Below are 13,379 nucleotides of genomic sequence, written 5' to 3'. Positions count from 1 at the left end.
GGTAGCCTCCGGGGGCGGGACCAGGGACGGAGGCCACACCCGATGGGAAGCGACGACGGGACGAGCGAGCTGGTCGAGCTGCGACCGGCGCCGTCGGTCCTGCTGCGCCACCGTGACGCCGAGCTCGACGTGGTCGCCGTGGACCGCTCCGGGCCCCGCATCGAGCTCCGGCGGGGGGCGCTGTGGATCCGGGCCGGCGAGGACGGCCCGGGCGTCACCGTGACCCACGGGGCGGCCAGCGTCCAGGTGCGGGCCGGGGCCGGGCTGCTCGAGGTCCACGACCTCGAGGCCCTCCTCGTCGTCGCCTCGGGGCGGGCCGCGGTCAAGGGCGTCTCACCCCTTCCCCGCAGCGTGATGGCCGGGCAGGCCGTCACCCTCACCCTCGACGGGACCTTCACCGACCCCGACGCCCTCTCGGCCGCCGAGCTGGCCGCCGACCGCATGGTGGTCGAGAACCTGGCCCTCGACAACCTCGGGTCATCGACGGCCCCGGCCCCGGCGCCGGCCTCCGCCGCGCCGCCCGAGCCCGACCCGGTGCCCGACGTCGCCCCCGAGGAACCCGACCCGACGGAAGCCCACGACGGCAGCGCCGTCCCCGACACCACGGGCGAGGCCGCCCGCGTCGACCCGCCGCTGGCCCCCCGACGGCCCGAGCCCCCCGCCCCGCTGCCGACGCGCCCGGGCCGTCGCTCGGCCCCGGCCGCGGCGGTGGCCGAGCCCTCGGCGCTGGAGACGGCGCTGGCCAACGTGGGCGTCGGGGACCAGGAGAGCGAGGGATCGCCGGCCGAGGCCCCGGGGGCGACGCCGGCCACCGACCCGGCGACGCCCGCCACGCCCGCCGTCGAGGCCCGACGGGTGCGCCTCATCATCCTGCTGGTGATCGGCGCCCTGCTCGTGCTGGCCCTGGTGGCCGCCCTCGCCTTCGGCGCCGACGCTGCGACGGCCTAGGGCGCCGGGAGCACCACCACCGGGCCCCGCCCGTCGCGCTTGGCCTCGTACATGGCCCGGTCGGCGGTGGCGATGAGGGACTCGACGCGCTCGTGGCCGTCGGCGACGACGGCGCCGATGCTGAGCCCGATGGCGTGGGCCGAGCCGTCGCGCAGGACGAACGGGTCGGCCATGGCGTCGACGACGCGCTGGATCACCTTGCGGGCGGCGTCGGCGTCGCCCAGCTCGACCACCAGCACGAACTCGTCGCCCCCCCAGCGCCCGCAGGTGTCGCCGTCGCGCACGGCGCCGGTCAGGCGGCGGGCGACCTCGACCAGGACTCCGTCGCCGGCCTCGTGGCCGTGGTTGTCGTTGATCGCCTTGAACCCGTTGAGGTCCATGAAGACGACCAGGGGGCGCAGCGCCAGGCGCTGGGCCCGGATCAGGGCCATCCGCATGCGGTCGAGCAGGAGGCCCCGGTTGGGGAGGCCGGTCAGATCGTCGTGGAACGCCAGCTCGGCCAGCACCTCGTTGACGCCGTGGTGGACCGTCGTCTCGGTGCGGGTCACGACCACGCCGCCGTCGGGCAGGGTCTCGGCGGCCATGAGGAACCACCGGGGCTCGGCCAGCTCGTCGATCGGTGCCAGCTGGTACTGGACCTGGAAGCTCCGCCCCCGGCCGTCGAGCAGGCGACCCAGGCCGTCGGCCATGTGCTCGGCCACCGCGGACGGGGCCCGACCGGGCCGGTGGAGGGCCTGGACCAGGGGCTGGCCGATCGGGTGGACCAGCGGGTCGTCCTCGCCGAGGCCCTGGTCCCAGAGACGGTTGGTCGCCACGACGATGCCCGAGGCGTCGAGGACGGCGACGCCGTGGGGGAGCACCTCGAGGAGGGCGGCGGGTGAGGCGAGGGCGGCGGAGAGCGGCAGAGGATGGGTGCGCACGGAGGATCGATGGGGGAGTCGGGGACCACGCGACGGTACCCCCCCGGGGAGCGGGCGAACCGGAGTCGCCCCCGGGGCCCGGGCGCGAGGGCGATCCCTGCAGGTCGGGCCGTATGCTGCCGACGGGTTGGGGGGGACCATGCACATGACGACCGACCGCTCACCACGACCCGGGCGCGCCCCCCGGAGGCCCGCCGCCACGGCCGTCGCCATCGCGCTCGTCCTGGGTCTCGCGCTGGCCGTGGCCCCGCCGGCGCCGGCGCAGGAGGATCCCGGGGCCATCGACCCGGACGAGCTGCGCGAGGAGTACGAGGAGCTGGTGGGGGCCGAGGCCGACCTCCTCGTCGCCTACGACCTCTCCACGGCCCGGCTCGAGGAGCTGATGGCCGACGTGGTGGAGGCCCAGGCCGCCACCGAGGCGGCCGAGGCGGCCCTGGTCGACGCCGAGACCGACCTGGCCACCCGGCGGGAGGAGGAGGCGGCGGCCGAGCGGGCCCTCGAAGCGGCGGAGGAGGACGTGGCCGACGCCGAGGACACCCTGCGGCGGTTCGCCGTCGGCGCCTACATGACCGAGGGGGCGGTCGGGGACCTGAACGACATCCTCGCCGTGCTCGAGGGCGAGGACGACTCGCTGGTGCGCTCGGGGTACCGGCAGTCCGTGGACGACCAGCAGGGTCGGGCCATCGACCTGCTGGTCGAGGCCCGCAGCGAGCAGGCGCGCCTCGAGGACGAGGCCGAGGCGGCCACGGCCGACGCGGCCCGCCAGCGCGACGACGTCGAGGCCCTGCGGGCCGAGGCCACTGAGGCCCTGGCCGAGGCCGCGCGCCTCGCCCGGGAGGCGGCCGAGGAGCGTGACCGCCAGGCCCAGCTCATCCTCGACATCCAGTCCCGCCGGGTCGCCATCGAGGCCCGGATCGTCAGCCTCGACCTGGCCGCCGACGGCGTGGCGCAGGCCCTGGCGTCGTTCCAGGCCGACGACCCCCCGTGGACCCCCGGCGCCCTCCACTTCCAGAGCCCGGTGCCGTGCACGCCCATCTCGTCGGAGTTCGGGCAGAGGGCCCATCCGATCCTGAACATCACCCGCCTCCACGCCGGCGTCGACATCGGGGCCTCGACGGGCGAGCCGGTGGAGGCGGCGGCCGACGGCATCGTGCTGATCGCCGGCCCCCGGGGCGGGTACGGGAACACGGTCGTCATCGCCCACGGCTCGTCCCTGGGCACCGTCTACGCCCACAGCTCCGAGCTGCTCGTCCAGCCCGGACAGCAGGTCAAGCGGGGCGACGTCGTGGCCCTGGCCGGCAGCACCGGGCTCTCGACCGGGCCCCACGTCCACTTCGAGACCCGCCTCAAGGGCGTCCCGGTCAACCCCCGCAACTTCCTCCTCCCGAGCGAGGGGGGCACCGGCCTCCCCGGCCCGCCGCCGCCCGAGGAGGTCGAGCGTCCGGGCCTCGCCACCACCACCACGACCACCGAGCCCATCGGCGCCTGCTGACCCCGCCTCCGGGTCAGGTCGGGGCGACGCCCATGGCGGTGGCCAGGGCGGCGACGATCGGGGCGACCGGCGGCGGCAGGTGGCCGTCGAGGCGCTCGACGGTGGCGAAGACCTCGACCCCGTCGAGGCGGCTCTGGAGCGAGACGACGAGCGAGCACGCCGCCGGCGCGAGGTCGCCCTCCTCCTGGACCTGGAGCAGGACCTCGACCAGCCCGGCGCTGCGATCGAGGTAGGTGATCTCCCCGAGGGCGTGCCCGGCCTCCACGAGGCGAGCGACGACCGTGTCGAGGTCGGCGCGGACGAGGAGGGTGTCACCCTCCACCCGTGCATCCAGGGGCACGGCCGGACGGGGCGGGGCCGGCGCCGGCCGGGGCGCGGCGGCCACGACCGGGGCCAGGAGGGTGCGGCGGGCCTCGACCAGGCGGCTGACGGCGACCGAGCCGGGTCGGCCCGAGCGGTCCGGGTGCTGCTGGCGGACCCCGACCCGGAAGGCGGTGCGGACCTCGGTCGCGGTGGCGTCGGGGGCGACGCCCAGGAGGCGGGCGGCCTCGTCGCGGGTCACGCCTCGGGGTGCTCGGGGGTGCACCAGGCGGCGAGGGCGGCGGCCATGCGGACGGGGTCCACCGCCCCGCACAGCTCCCGGGCCGAGTGCATGGCCAGCTGGGCCACGCCGACGTCGACGGTGGGCACGGCCAGCTCGGCGGCGGTGATGGGGCCGATGGTCGACCCGCAGGGCACCTCGTTGTGGCCCACGAAGTGCTGGACGGGGACGCCGGCCCGGGCGCAGGCGGCGGCGAAGCGGGCCTGGGTGGCCGGCTCGGTGGCGTAGCGCTGGTTGGCGTTGACCTTCACCACCGGGCCCCCGTCCACGGCGACCCAGTGGCCGGGCTCGTGCTTCTCGGGGTGGTTGGGGTGGGTGGCGTGGGCCATGTCGGCCGAGGCCAGGGCGGAGGCCGGGAGGGCGGCGAGCAGGTCGGCCCGGGTGCCGCCGCGGGCGAGCGCCAGACGCTCGAGGAGGTGGGTGAGGAAGGCCCCGCCGGCACCCCGGGTGGACACGCTGCCCACCTCCTCGTGGTCGTTCAGGACGAGCAGCGCCCCGACGGGGGCGTCGGCACCGAGGGGGCCCACCTCCTCCATGGCCACCAGCCCGGCCCAGCACGAGCACAGGTCGTCGAGGCGGCCGCTGCTGACCAGGCTCTCGTCGGCCCCGACGAGCGCGGCCGGGGTGAGGTCGTGGACCATGACCTGCCAGCCGGCGAGGGTGCCGGCGTCGACGCCGAGCTCCTCGGCCAGCAGGGTGCGGAAGCCGCCCACGTCCACCGGGCCCACGCCCCACACCGGCGTGAGGTGCCGCTGGCGGTCGAGCTGGAGGCCGCGGGAGGAGATCTCCCGGTCGAGGTGGATGGCCAGCTGCGGCACGCGCAGGAGGGGCCGGTCGACCCGCACCAGCCGCACCTCGGTCCGCCCCCCGGTCTGGACGGCCACGGACCCCGAGAGGCCCAGGTCGCGGTCCAGCCACGAGTTGACGAGGGCCCCGCCGTAGACCTCGACGGCGAGCTGGCGCCAGCCCGCCACCCCGGTGTCGGGCCGGGGCTTGAGCCGGAGGCCGGGGCTGTCGGTGTGGGCGCCGACCATCCGCAGCGGGGGCAGGGCCGGCCCGCCCTCGGGCAGCGACCAGGCGACGACGGCACCGTCGACGACGACGTGTCCGCGGGCCGGGACGTCGGCCCACGAGCCGACCAGGTCCACCGCCGTCGAGCCGGCGGCGGTGAGACGGCGGCCGGCCTCCTCGGCGGCGTGGTACGGGCTGGGGGAGGCGTCGAGGTAGGCCAGCAGGTCGGTGATGGCGGCGGTCATCGGGACACCTCTCGGGCGGGGGAGGAGACGGGGGGCGCGCTCCGCTCGGGGACGGGGGCGAGCCGGGCCATGGCCGCCTGGGCGGGCGCCAGGTCGTCGGGGTGGGTGACGCCGACCCAGGTGGTCCCGGCGGGCAGGACGTCGACGACGAGGGTCCCGGCGGCCAGCAGGCCGTCGACGGCGGTGGGCAGGGGCAGCTCGGCGTCGGGATCGTCGGGGTGGGCCCGCCGGAAGGCGGCGACGGTCTCGGCCAGCGCCGGCCCGACGGCGGCGGGCAGCCCCCAGAGGTTCATCGAGACCGGGGCGTCGGGGTCGAACCGCCGACCGGTGCCTGGCTCCGGTCCGCGGTCCTCGGGGGAGAGGTCGTGGTGCTCGACCATCCCGGCCAGGGTGCCGTCCCCACGGACCCGGCACACCGCCCGCGACACCGGCCCTCGGGGCGAGAGGGTGGCGGCCAGCGGCCAGGTGACGAGGGCGGCGCGCCCGTCGCCGGCGGCGGGCGAGCGGAGCCAGGCGACGACGGCGGCCACGGCGTCGGCGCCGTAGTGGTCGTCGGCGTTGACGACGACGGCGGGCCCGGGGCAGGCGGCGAGGGCCAGGGCGACGGCCTCGGCCGCACCCCACGGCCGGGTGCGCCCGCCCGCCGGGCCCTCCTGCTCGACCACCACGAGGGGGAGGGTGGTCCGCCGCTCGAGGTGCTCCACCACCTCGGCCCGGATCTCGGGGCGGACGACGACCACCACCCGGTCCACGCCCGCGGCCGCGGCGTCGCGGATCGTGTGGTCGACCAGCGCCTCGTCGACCGGGCCCACCGGTGCGACCTGCTTCAGCGCCCCGAACCGCCGGCCCATCCCCGCGGCCAGCACGACCAGCGAGATCTCGTCCGTCACGGGGGTCGACGCTAGTGGCGACGATGGCAGGAACACGGTTGGAGAGCGTCGGCGGAGGGCTTGTAGAGTCTCCAGACCACCCCCTCGGGCCAGCGACGTCCCGGTACGAGATCGATCCCATCTCACGATGGAAGGGACGCATGCGAGCCACCCCGGGCCCCCAGGGCCTCTACGACCCCGCGAACGAGCACGACGCCTGCGGTGTCGCCTTCGTCGTCGACATGCACGGGCGCGCCAGCCGGGACATCGTCGACAAGGGGCTGTTGTCGCTGTGCCACCTCGAGCACCGCGGTGCATCGGGGGCCGAGGTCAACACCGGCGACGGGGCCGGCATCCTCCTCCAGGTCCCGGACCGCTTCCTCCGCGAGGTCGTCGACTTCGCCCTCCCCGAGGCCGGCTCCTACGCCACCGGCATCGGCTTCCTGCCCCAGGACGCCGCCGAGGCCGACGCCGCCGCCGAGGCGGTCGGGAAGATCATGGCCAGCGAGGGCCTCGAGGTGCTCGGCTGGCGCGACGTCCCGGTCGACGGGTCGATGCTCGGCACCATGGCGCGCGACGTGATGCCCACGTTCCGCCAGCTGTTCGTGGCCGGCGCCGACGGCGACCTGTCCGGCCTGGCCCTCGAGCGCCGGGCCTTCATCGCCCGCAAGCGGGCCGAGCACGAGATCGGCGTCGTCGACGGCGGCCTCGACCGCCTCGACCAGGGCGTCAACTCGGACCCCGACGAGGCCGCCGAGCCGCCCCGGGAGGGCACCGTCACCCCTGGCGGCACCGTGTACTTCGCGTCGCTGTCGTGCCGCACCCTCAACTACAAGGGCATGCTCACCACCGGGCAGCTCGACGAGTTCTACGCCGACCTCCGCGACCCCCGGATGGAGAGCGCCATCGCCCTGGTGCACTCCCGGTTCAGCACCAACACCTTCCCGGCCTGGCCGCTCGCCCACCCGTACCGCTACATCGCCCACAACGGCGAGATCAACACCGTGAAGGGCAACCGCAACTGGATGCGGGCCCGCGAGGCGCTCCTGGCCAGCGACGTGTTCGCCGGCCCCGACGGCGCCTCCGACCTCGACCGTGCGTTCCCCATCTGCGACCCCGAGCAGAGCGACTCGGGCAGCTTCGACGAGGTCCTCGAGCTGCTCCACCTCGCCGGCCGGCCCCTGCACCACGCCGTGCTGATGATGATCCCCGAGGCGTGGGAGAACAACGACGCCATGGACCCGAAGCGGCGGGCGTTCTACCAGTTCCACTCCTCGCTGATGGAGCCGTGGGACGGTCCCGCGTCGGTGGCCTTCACCGACGGCTCGGTGATCGGCGCCGTGCTCGACCGCAACGGCCTGCGGCCCTCCCGCTACTGGGTCACCACCGACGGCCTGGTGGTCATGGCCTCCGAGGTCGGCGTCCTCGACCTCGACCCCGCCACCATCGTCCAGCGGGGCCGGCTCCAGCCCGGCCGCATGTTCCTGGTCGACACCACCCAGGGCCGCATCGTCGGCGACGAGGAGATCAAGTCCACCCTCGCCGCCGAGCACCCCTACGACGAGTGGCTGCACGCCGGCCTGGTGCCCCTCGACGAGCTGCCCGATCGGCCCCACATCCGCTACCCCCACGCCGACGTGGTCCGCCGGCAGGTGACCTTCGGGTACACCAACGAGGACCTGCGCATCCTGATGGCGCCCATGGCCAAGACGGGTGGCGAGGCCCTCGGCTCGATGGGCACCGACACCCCCGTCGCCGTGCTCTCGGACCGGCCCCGGCTGCTGTTCGACTACTTCACCCAGCTGTTCGCCCAGGTCACCAACCCGCCCCTCGACGCCATCCGCGAGGAGCTGGTCACCAGCCTCCTGGGCGTCCTCGGCCCGGAGGGGAACCTGCTCGACCCGTCGGCCGCCTCGTGCCGCCAGATCCTGGTCGAGCGCCCGATCATCGACAACGACCAGCTGGCCAAGCTGGTGCACATCAACGACGAGGGCGACATGCCCGGCCTGCGCTCGGTCGTCGTCACCGGCCTGTACCCGGTCGCCGAGGGCGGTGCGGGCCTGCGCACCGCCATCGAGCGGGTCCGGGCCGAGGTGTCCGCGGCCATCGCCGACGGGGCCCGCATCATCGTGCTGTCGGACCGGGGCGTCACCCGTGACCTGGCCCCCATCCCGTCGCTCCTCCTCACCAGCGCCGTCCACCACCACCTCGTGCGGGAGAAGACCCGCACCCAGGTGGGCCTGGTGGTCGAGGCGGGCGACGCCCGCGAGGTGCACCACATGTGCCTGCTCCTCGGGTACGGGGCGTCGGCCATCAACCCCTACATGGCCTTCGAGACCCTCGAGGACATGTGCGCCCGCGGCGCCCTCGACGGGACCGGGCTCGACGCCGCCGTGGCCAACTACATCAAGGCCGCCAGCAAGGGCGTGCTCAAGGTGATGTCGAAGATGGGCATCTCCACCGTCGCCTCCTACACCGGCGCCCAGGTCTTCGAGGCCATCGGGCTGGGCCAGGAGCTCGTCGACGAGTACTTCACCCTCACCTCGAGCCGGCTCGGGGGCATCGACCTCGACGTCGTGGCCCAGGAGGTCGCCGCCCGGCACGCCGTCGCCCACGCCGCCCGCCCCACCGAGCGGGCCCACCGCGAGCTCGAGGTCGGCGGCGAGTACCAGTGGCGGCGCGAGGGCGAGCACCACCTCTTCAACCCGCAGACGGTCTTCAAGCTCCAGCACGCGTCCCGCGCCAAGCGCTACGACGTGTTCAAGGAGTACTCGCAGATGGTCGACGACCAGTCCAAGCGGCTGGCCACCCTGCGGGGCCTGTTCGAGCTCCGGACCGAGGACCGGCCGTCGATCCCGATCGACGAGGTCGAGCCCCGCGAGGCCATCATCGCCCGGTTCTCCACCGGGGCCATGAGCTACGGCTCGATCTCGGCCGAGGCCCACGAGACGCTGGCCATCGCCATGAACCGCATCGGCGGCAAGTCGAACACGGGGGAGGGCGGCGAGGACGCCGAGCGCTTCACCCCCCTGCCCGACGGCTCGCCCAACCCGCGCCGCTCGGCCATCAAGCAGGTCGCCTCGGGCCGCTTCGGCGTGACCTCGGAGTACCTGACCAACTCCGACGACATCCAGATCAAGATGGCCCAGGGCGCCAAGCCCGGCGAGGGCGGCCAGCTCCCCGGCCACAAGGTGTACCCCTGGGTCGCCAAGACCCGGTACTCCACCCCCGGCGTGGGCCTGATCAGCCCGCCGCCGCACCACGACATCTACTCGATCGAGGACCTGGCCCAGCTGATCCACGACCTCAAGAACGCCAACCCCGAGGCCCGCATCCACGTGAAGCTGGTGTCGGAGGTCGGCGTCGGGACGGTCGCCGCCGGCGTGTCCAAGGCCCACGCCGACGTGGTCCTCATCTCCGGCCACGACGGCGGCACCGGCGCCAGCCCCCTCACCTCGCTCAAGCACGCCGGCGGGCCGTGGGAGCTGGGGCTGGCCGAGACCCAGCAGACGCTGCTCCTGAACGGGCTGCGCGACCGGATCGTCGTCCAGACCGACGGCCAGATGAAGACCGGCCGCGACGTGATCATCGCCGCCCTGCTCGGCGCCGAGGAGTACGGCTTCGCCACCGCTCCGCTGGTCGTGTCGGGCTGCATCATGATGCGCGTCTGCCACCTCGACACCTGCCCGGTCGGCATCGCCACCCAGAACCCGGTGCTGCGGGAGCGCTACAGCGGCAAGCCGGAGTTCGTCGAGACGTTCTTCGAGTACGTCGCCGACGAGGTGCGCGAGCTGCTCGCCGAGCTCGGCTTCCGGACGCTGGCCGAGGCCGTCGGCCACGTCGAGCTGCTCGACACCCGGGCCGCCGTCGATCACTGGAAGGCCAAGGGCCTCGACCTGAGCCCGATCCTCCTCCAGCCCACCTCGGCCTTCCCCGACCAGGACCTGCACTGCACCAAGGGCCAGGACCACGGTCTCGAGCGGGCCCTCGACGTGGAGCTGATCGAGGCCTGCCGGCCGGCGATCGCCGACGGCACACCGGTCACCCTCGACCGCCCCATCCGCAACGTGAACCGCACCGTCGGCACCATGCTCGGCCACGAGGTCACCAAGGCCCACGGTGGCGCCGGGCTGCCCGACGACACCATCGACATCACCTTCACCGGCTCCGCCGGCCAGAGCTTCGGCGCCTTCGTGCCCAAGGGGATCACCCTGCGCCTGCACGGCGACGCCAACGACTACGTGGGCAAGGGCCTCTCGGGCGGTCGTCTCATCGTCCGCCCGCCGCTCGAGGTCCACGACGAGTTCGTGGCCGAGGACAACGTCATCGCCGGCAACGTCATCCTCTACGGGGCGACGGGTGGCGAGGCCTTCATCCGGGGCCTGGTGGGGGAGCGCTTCGGCGTCCGCAACTCCGGGGCCACTGCGGTGGTCGAGGGCGTCGGCGACCACGCCTGCGAGTACATGACCGGCGGGCGGGTGGTCGTCCTGGGACCGACCGGGCGCAACTTCGGCGCCGGGATGTCGGGCGGCATCGCCTACGTGTGGGATCCGGACCGCACCCTCGGCGCCCTGCTCAACCGGGAGATGGTCGAGCTCGAGCCTCTTGACGACCTCGACCGCAACTGGCTCGTCGGCGCGGTCTTCCGCCACCAGGAGGCCACCGGGTCCGAGGTGGCCGGGCGCCTCCTGGCCGACTGGCAGTTCAACGTCGACCAGTTCGCCAAGGTCATGCCCCGCGACTACAAGCGGGTGCTGCTCGCCATCAAGGCGGCCGAGGAGTCGGGCCGCGACATCGACGAAGCCATCATGTTGGCGGCACGCGGGTGATCGACAGTCGTCCCATCGCCCCCTTCCCGCCGAAGCGCCTTCGGCGCCGGCTCGGGCTGGCGCCCACATCGACAGCCCCTGGGGCTGCCGCCAGGCCCAGCCGGAACGTCGTCGCCGTGCCGGAGATCCGTTCGGCAACCCTCGGAGACCGAGGAAGCCTGACTCTCGAAGAGGTTGACAATGGGTGATGTCCAGGGGTTCTTGAAGCACGACCGGGCGCTGCCGACGCGGCGACCGGTGCCGGTGCGCCTGCGCGACTGGAAGGAGGTCTACGAGCCGTTCCCCGACGAGGCCCTCCAGACCCAGGCCAGCCGGTGCATGGACTGCGGCATCCCGTTCTGCAACCAGGGCTGCCCGCTGGGCAACCTGATCCCCGACTGGAACGACCTCGTCTACCGCGACCGCTGGCGCGAGGCCATCGACCGGCTGCACGCCACCAACAACTTCCCGGAGTTCACCGGCCGCCTGTGCCCGGCGCCGTGCGAGGCGGCCTGCGTCCTCGGCATCAACCAGGACGCGGTCACCATCAAGCAGGTCGAGGTGTCGATCATCGACCACGCCTGGGAGCAGGGCTGGGTGACCCCGGTGCGCGCCACGGTGCAGACGGGCAAGAAGGTCGCCGTCGTCGGCTCCGGCCCCGCCGGCCTCGCCGCCGCCCAGCAGCTCACCCGGGCCGGCCACGAGGTGACCGTGTTCGAGCGGGCCGACCGCATCGGTGGACTCCTCCGCTACGGCATCCCCGAGTTCAAGATGGAGAAGCGCCACCTCGACCGGCGCATCGCCCAGATGCAGGCCGAGGGCACCGTCTTCCGCGCCGGTGTCGACGTCGGGACCGACCTCACCGCCGCCGACCTGCAGCGCGACTTCGACGCCGTCGTGCTCGCCGGTGGCGCCACCCAGGCCCGCGACCTGCCGATCCCGGGTCGCGAGCTCGACGGCATCCTCCAGGCGATGGACTACCTCCCCGACGCCAACCGGGTGCAGGAGGGTGACCTCCTGAGCGCCAAGCTGTCGGCCCGGGGCCGGCGGGTGGTGATCATCGGCGGTGGCGACACCGGCGCCGACTGCCTGGGCACCGCGCACCGCGAGGGGGCCGAGGTCGTCTACCAGCTCGAGATCATGCCCCGGCCGCCCGAGGCGCGGGCCGACAGCACCCCGTGGCCGACCTGGCCACTGATGTTCCGGACCTCCTCGGCCCACGAGGAGGGCGGCGAGCGCCTGTTCTCGGTCAACACCGAGGCCTTCCTGGGCGACGACGACGGCCGGGTGCGGGCCCTGCGCCTCCACCAGGTCGAGCTGGTCGACGGCCGCTTCGAGAAGGTCGAGGGCACCGACACCGAGCTCGAGGTCGACCTCGTCCTGCTGGCCATGGGCTTCACCGGCCCGGAGAAGACGCCGCTGCTCGACGACCTGGGCGTCGACCTCGACGGCCGCTCCAACGTGGCCCGCGACGACACCTGGGCGACCAACGTCCCCGGCGTCTTCGTCGCCGGCGACATGGGCCGGGGCCAGAGCCTGATCGTGTGGGCCATCGCCGAGGGCCGGGCGGCGGCGGCCGCCGTCGACCGCCACCTGATGGGCGAGACGCTGCTCCCGGCGCCCGTGGTCCCGACCGACCGGCCCCTGGCCTAGCCCGGACGCGAGAACGGCGGCCCCGGCCCACCGGTGAGGTGGGTCGGGGCCGCCGTCCCGGTCAGCTCAGGTGATCAGCCGGCCTTGACGACGACCGACTTGCCGATCTTGTCGCGCAGGGTCTGCTTCTTGCTGTCCCACAGCGGGAACAGGTTGTCGACCAGGCCGACGGGAGCGCAGCAGCAGCCGGTGACGACGAACAGCAGGTTGCGCACCAGGCCCTGCTGGCCGCCGATGGGCTGCCCGGTCTGCTCGCCCACCAGGCGGAGGCCGGACTGCTTCATCCCGATGCTCTGGCCGGTCTGGCCCGCCTGGTAGCCGTTGAACAGGGCCCAGCCCACGGCGACCACCTGGAGCAGCGTGCCGAGGAGCCACAGGGCGCCGGCGTCGTTGGCGTAGCCGAACGAGAAGCCGTTGCCGATGGTGGCGAGGAGCCAGCCGACGAACCAGAGGCCGAAGAAGTCGATCACCCCTGACAGCAGGCGGTCCTGCCACTCGGCCAGGGGGCCGGGCAGGCCGGGAGGGCCGCCACCGGGGGCGCCGAAGCCGCCACCGGGGGGCGGGAAGCCGCCACCGCCACCGGGGGGCGGGAAGCCGCCACCACCTGAGGGGGGAGGGGGGAAGCCGCCGGGGGGCGGGCCGCTGGGCGGGGGAGGGAACCCACCGCCCGGGGGAACGTTGGTCATGCACGACCTCCTTGGGGTCGCTGGCAGCGTAGATGGTCGGCCGGCGGCGATGAGCCATGACCACGGCTGTGCACGCACGCGTGCGCGCGGACGGTGGCGGGATGCCTTGAACCGGGCGGGGAACTGCCGACGAGGGGCGGGACGCT

9 protein-coding genes are annotated in these 13,379 nt (G+C 74.3%); 4 read left to right on the top strand and 5 right to left on the bottom strand.

Translation table 11 applies throughout. The features are described 5' to 3' along the window. The first annotated feature begins 42 nt into the window (after positions 1-42). Positions 43-948: a hypothetical protein gene (locus HC251_RS11730; RefSeq protein WP_219945465.1), complete on the top strand. Its 906-nt coding sequence runs from the start codon at positions 43-45 to the stop codon at positions 946-948. Here HC251_RS11730 and HC251_RS11725 read toward each other — a convergent pair. Further along, positions 945-1,868 carry a GGDEF domain-containing protein gene (locus tag HC251_RS11725; RefSeq protein ID WP_219945464.1) on the bottom strand — a complete coding sequence of 308 codons (924 nt, stop codon included), beginning with the start codon at positions 1,866-1,868 and terminating at the stop codon, positions 945-947. The genes HC251_RS11730 and HC251_RS11725 overlap by 4 nt on opposite strands. A 145-nt stretch (positions 1,869-2,013) precedes the next feature. Between HC251_RS11725 and HC251_RS11720 the strand changes: the two genes are divergently transcribed. After that, on the top strand, positions 2,014-3,360 hold the full coding sequence (locus tag HC251_RS11720) for a M23 family metallopeptidase (protein ID WP_219945463.1): 1,347 nt from the start codon (positions 2,014-2,016) through the stop codon (positions 3,358-3,360). Between the two features lie 13 nt (positions 3,361-3,373). On the opposite strand, the gene HC251_RS11715 is transcribed toward HC251_RS11720, so the two are convergent. The 3 genes from HC251_RS11715 to HC251_RS11705 are packed head-to-tail and all read right to left on the bottom strand — an operon-like array spanning position 3,374 to position 6,107. After that, positions 3,374-3,922: a J domain-containing protein gene (locus tag HC251_RS11715; protein WP_219945462.1), complete on the bottom strand. Its 549-nt coding sequence runs from the start codon at positions 3,920-3,922 to the stop codon at positions 3,374-3,376. Then, the gene (locus tag HC251_RS11710) at positions 3,919-5,217 is read right to left on the bottom strand and encodes a M18 family aminopeptidase (RefSeq protein ID WP_219945461.1); all 1,299 of its coding nucleotides are present in this window, start codon (positions 5,215-5,217) and stop codon (positions 3,919-3,921) included. Before HC251_RS11710 ends, HC251_RS11715 begins: the two co-directional genes overlap by 4 nt. Continuing rightward, complete coding sequence (locus HC251_RS11705; RefSeq protein ID WP_219945460.1) at positions 5,214-6,107, bottom strand: NTP transferase domain-containing protein; 894 nt, start codon at positions 6,105-6,107, stop codon at positions 5,214-5,216. The genes HC251_RS11710 and HC251_RS11705 overlap by 4 nt, the downstream gene beginning before the upstream one ends. Positions 6,108-6,247: 140 nt before the next feature. Here HC251_RS11705 and gltB point away from each other — a divergent pair, with 140 nt between their 5' ends. Together gltB and HC251_RS11695 are read left to right on the top strand one after the other, a co-directional pair. Next, positions 6,248-10,915 carry a glutamate synthase large subunit gene (gene gltB / locus HC251_RS11700; RefSeq protein WP_219945459.1) on the top strand — a complete coding sequence of 1,556 codons (4,668 nt, stop codon included), beginning with the start codon at positions 6,248-6,250 and terminating at the stop codon, positions 10,913-10,915. A gap of 180 nt (positions 10,916-11,095) precedes the next feature. Then, complete coding sequence (locus tag HC251_RS11695; protein ID WP_219945458.1) at positions 11,096-12,547, top strand: glutamate synthase subunit beta; 1,452 nt, start codon at positions 11,096-11,098, stop codon at positions 12,545-12,547. A 74-nt stretch (positions 12,548-12,621) separates the two neighbouring features. On the opposite strand, the gene HC251_RS26010 is transcribed toward HC251_RS11695, so the two are convergent. Further along, entirely contained in the window at positions 12,622-13,233 is a 612-nt protein-coding gene (locus HC251_RS26010) for an RDD family protein (protein ID WP_219945457.1), read from the bottom strand. Positions 13,234-13,379 lie beyond the last annotated feature (146 nt).

This window comes from Iamia sp. SCSIO 61187 (genome assembly GCF_019443745.1).
In the GTDB taxonomy this organism is placed as follows: domain Bacteria; phylum Actinomycetota; class Acidimicrobiia; order Acidimicrobiales; family Iamiaceae; genus Iamia.
The sequence above is the reverse complement of the archived record's forward strand: the minus strand, read 5'-3'. Positions and strand labels throughout refer to the sequence as shown.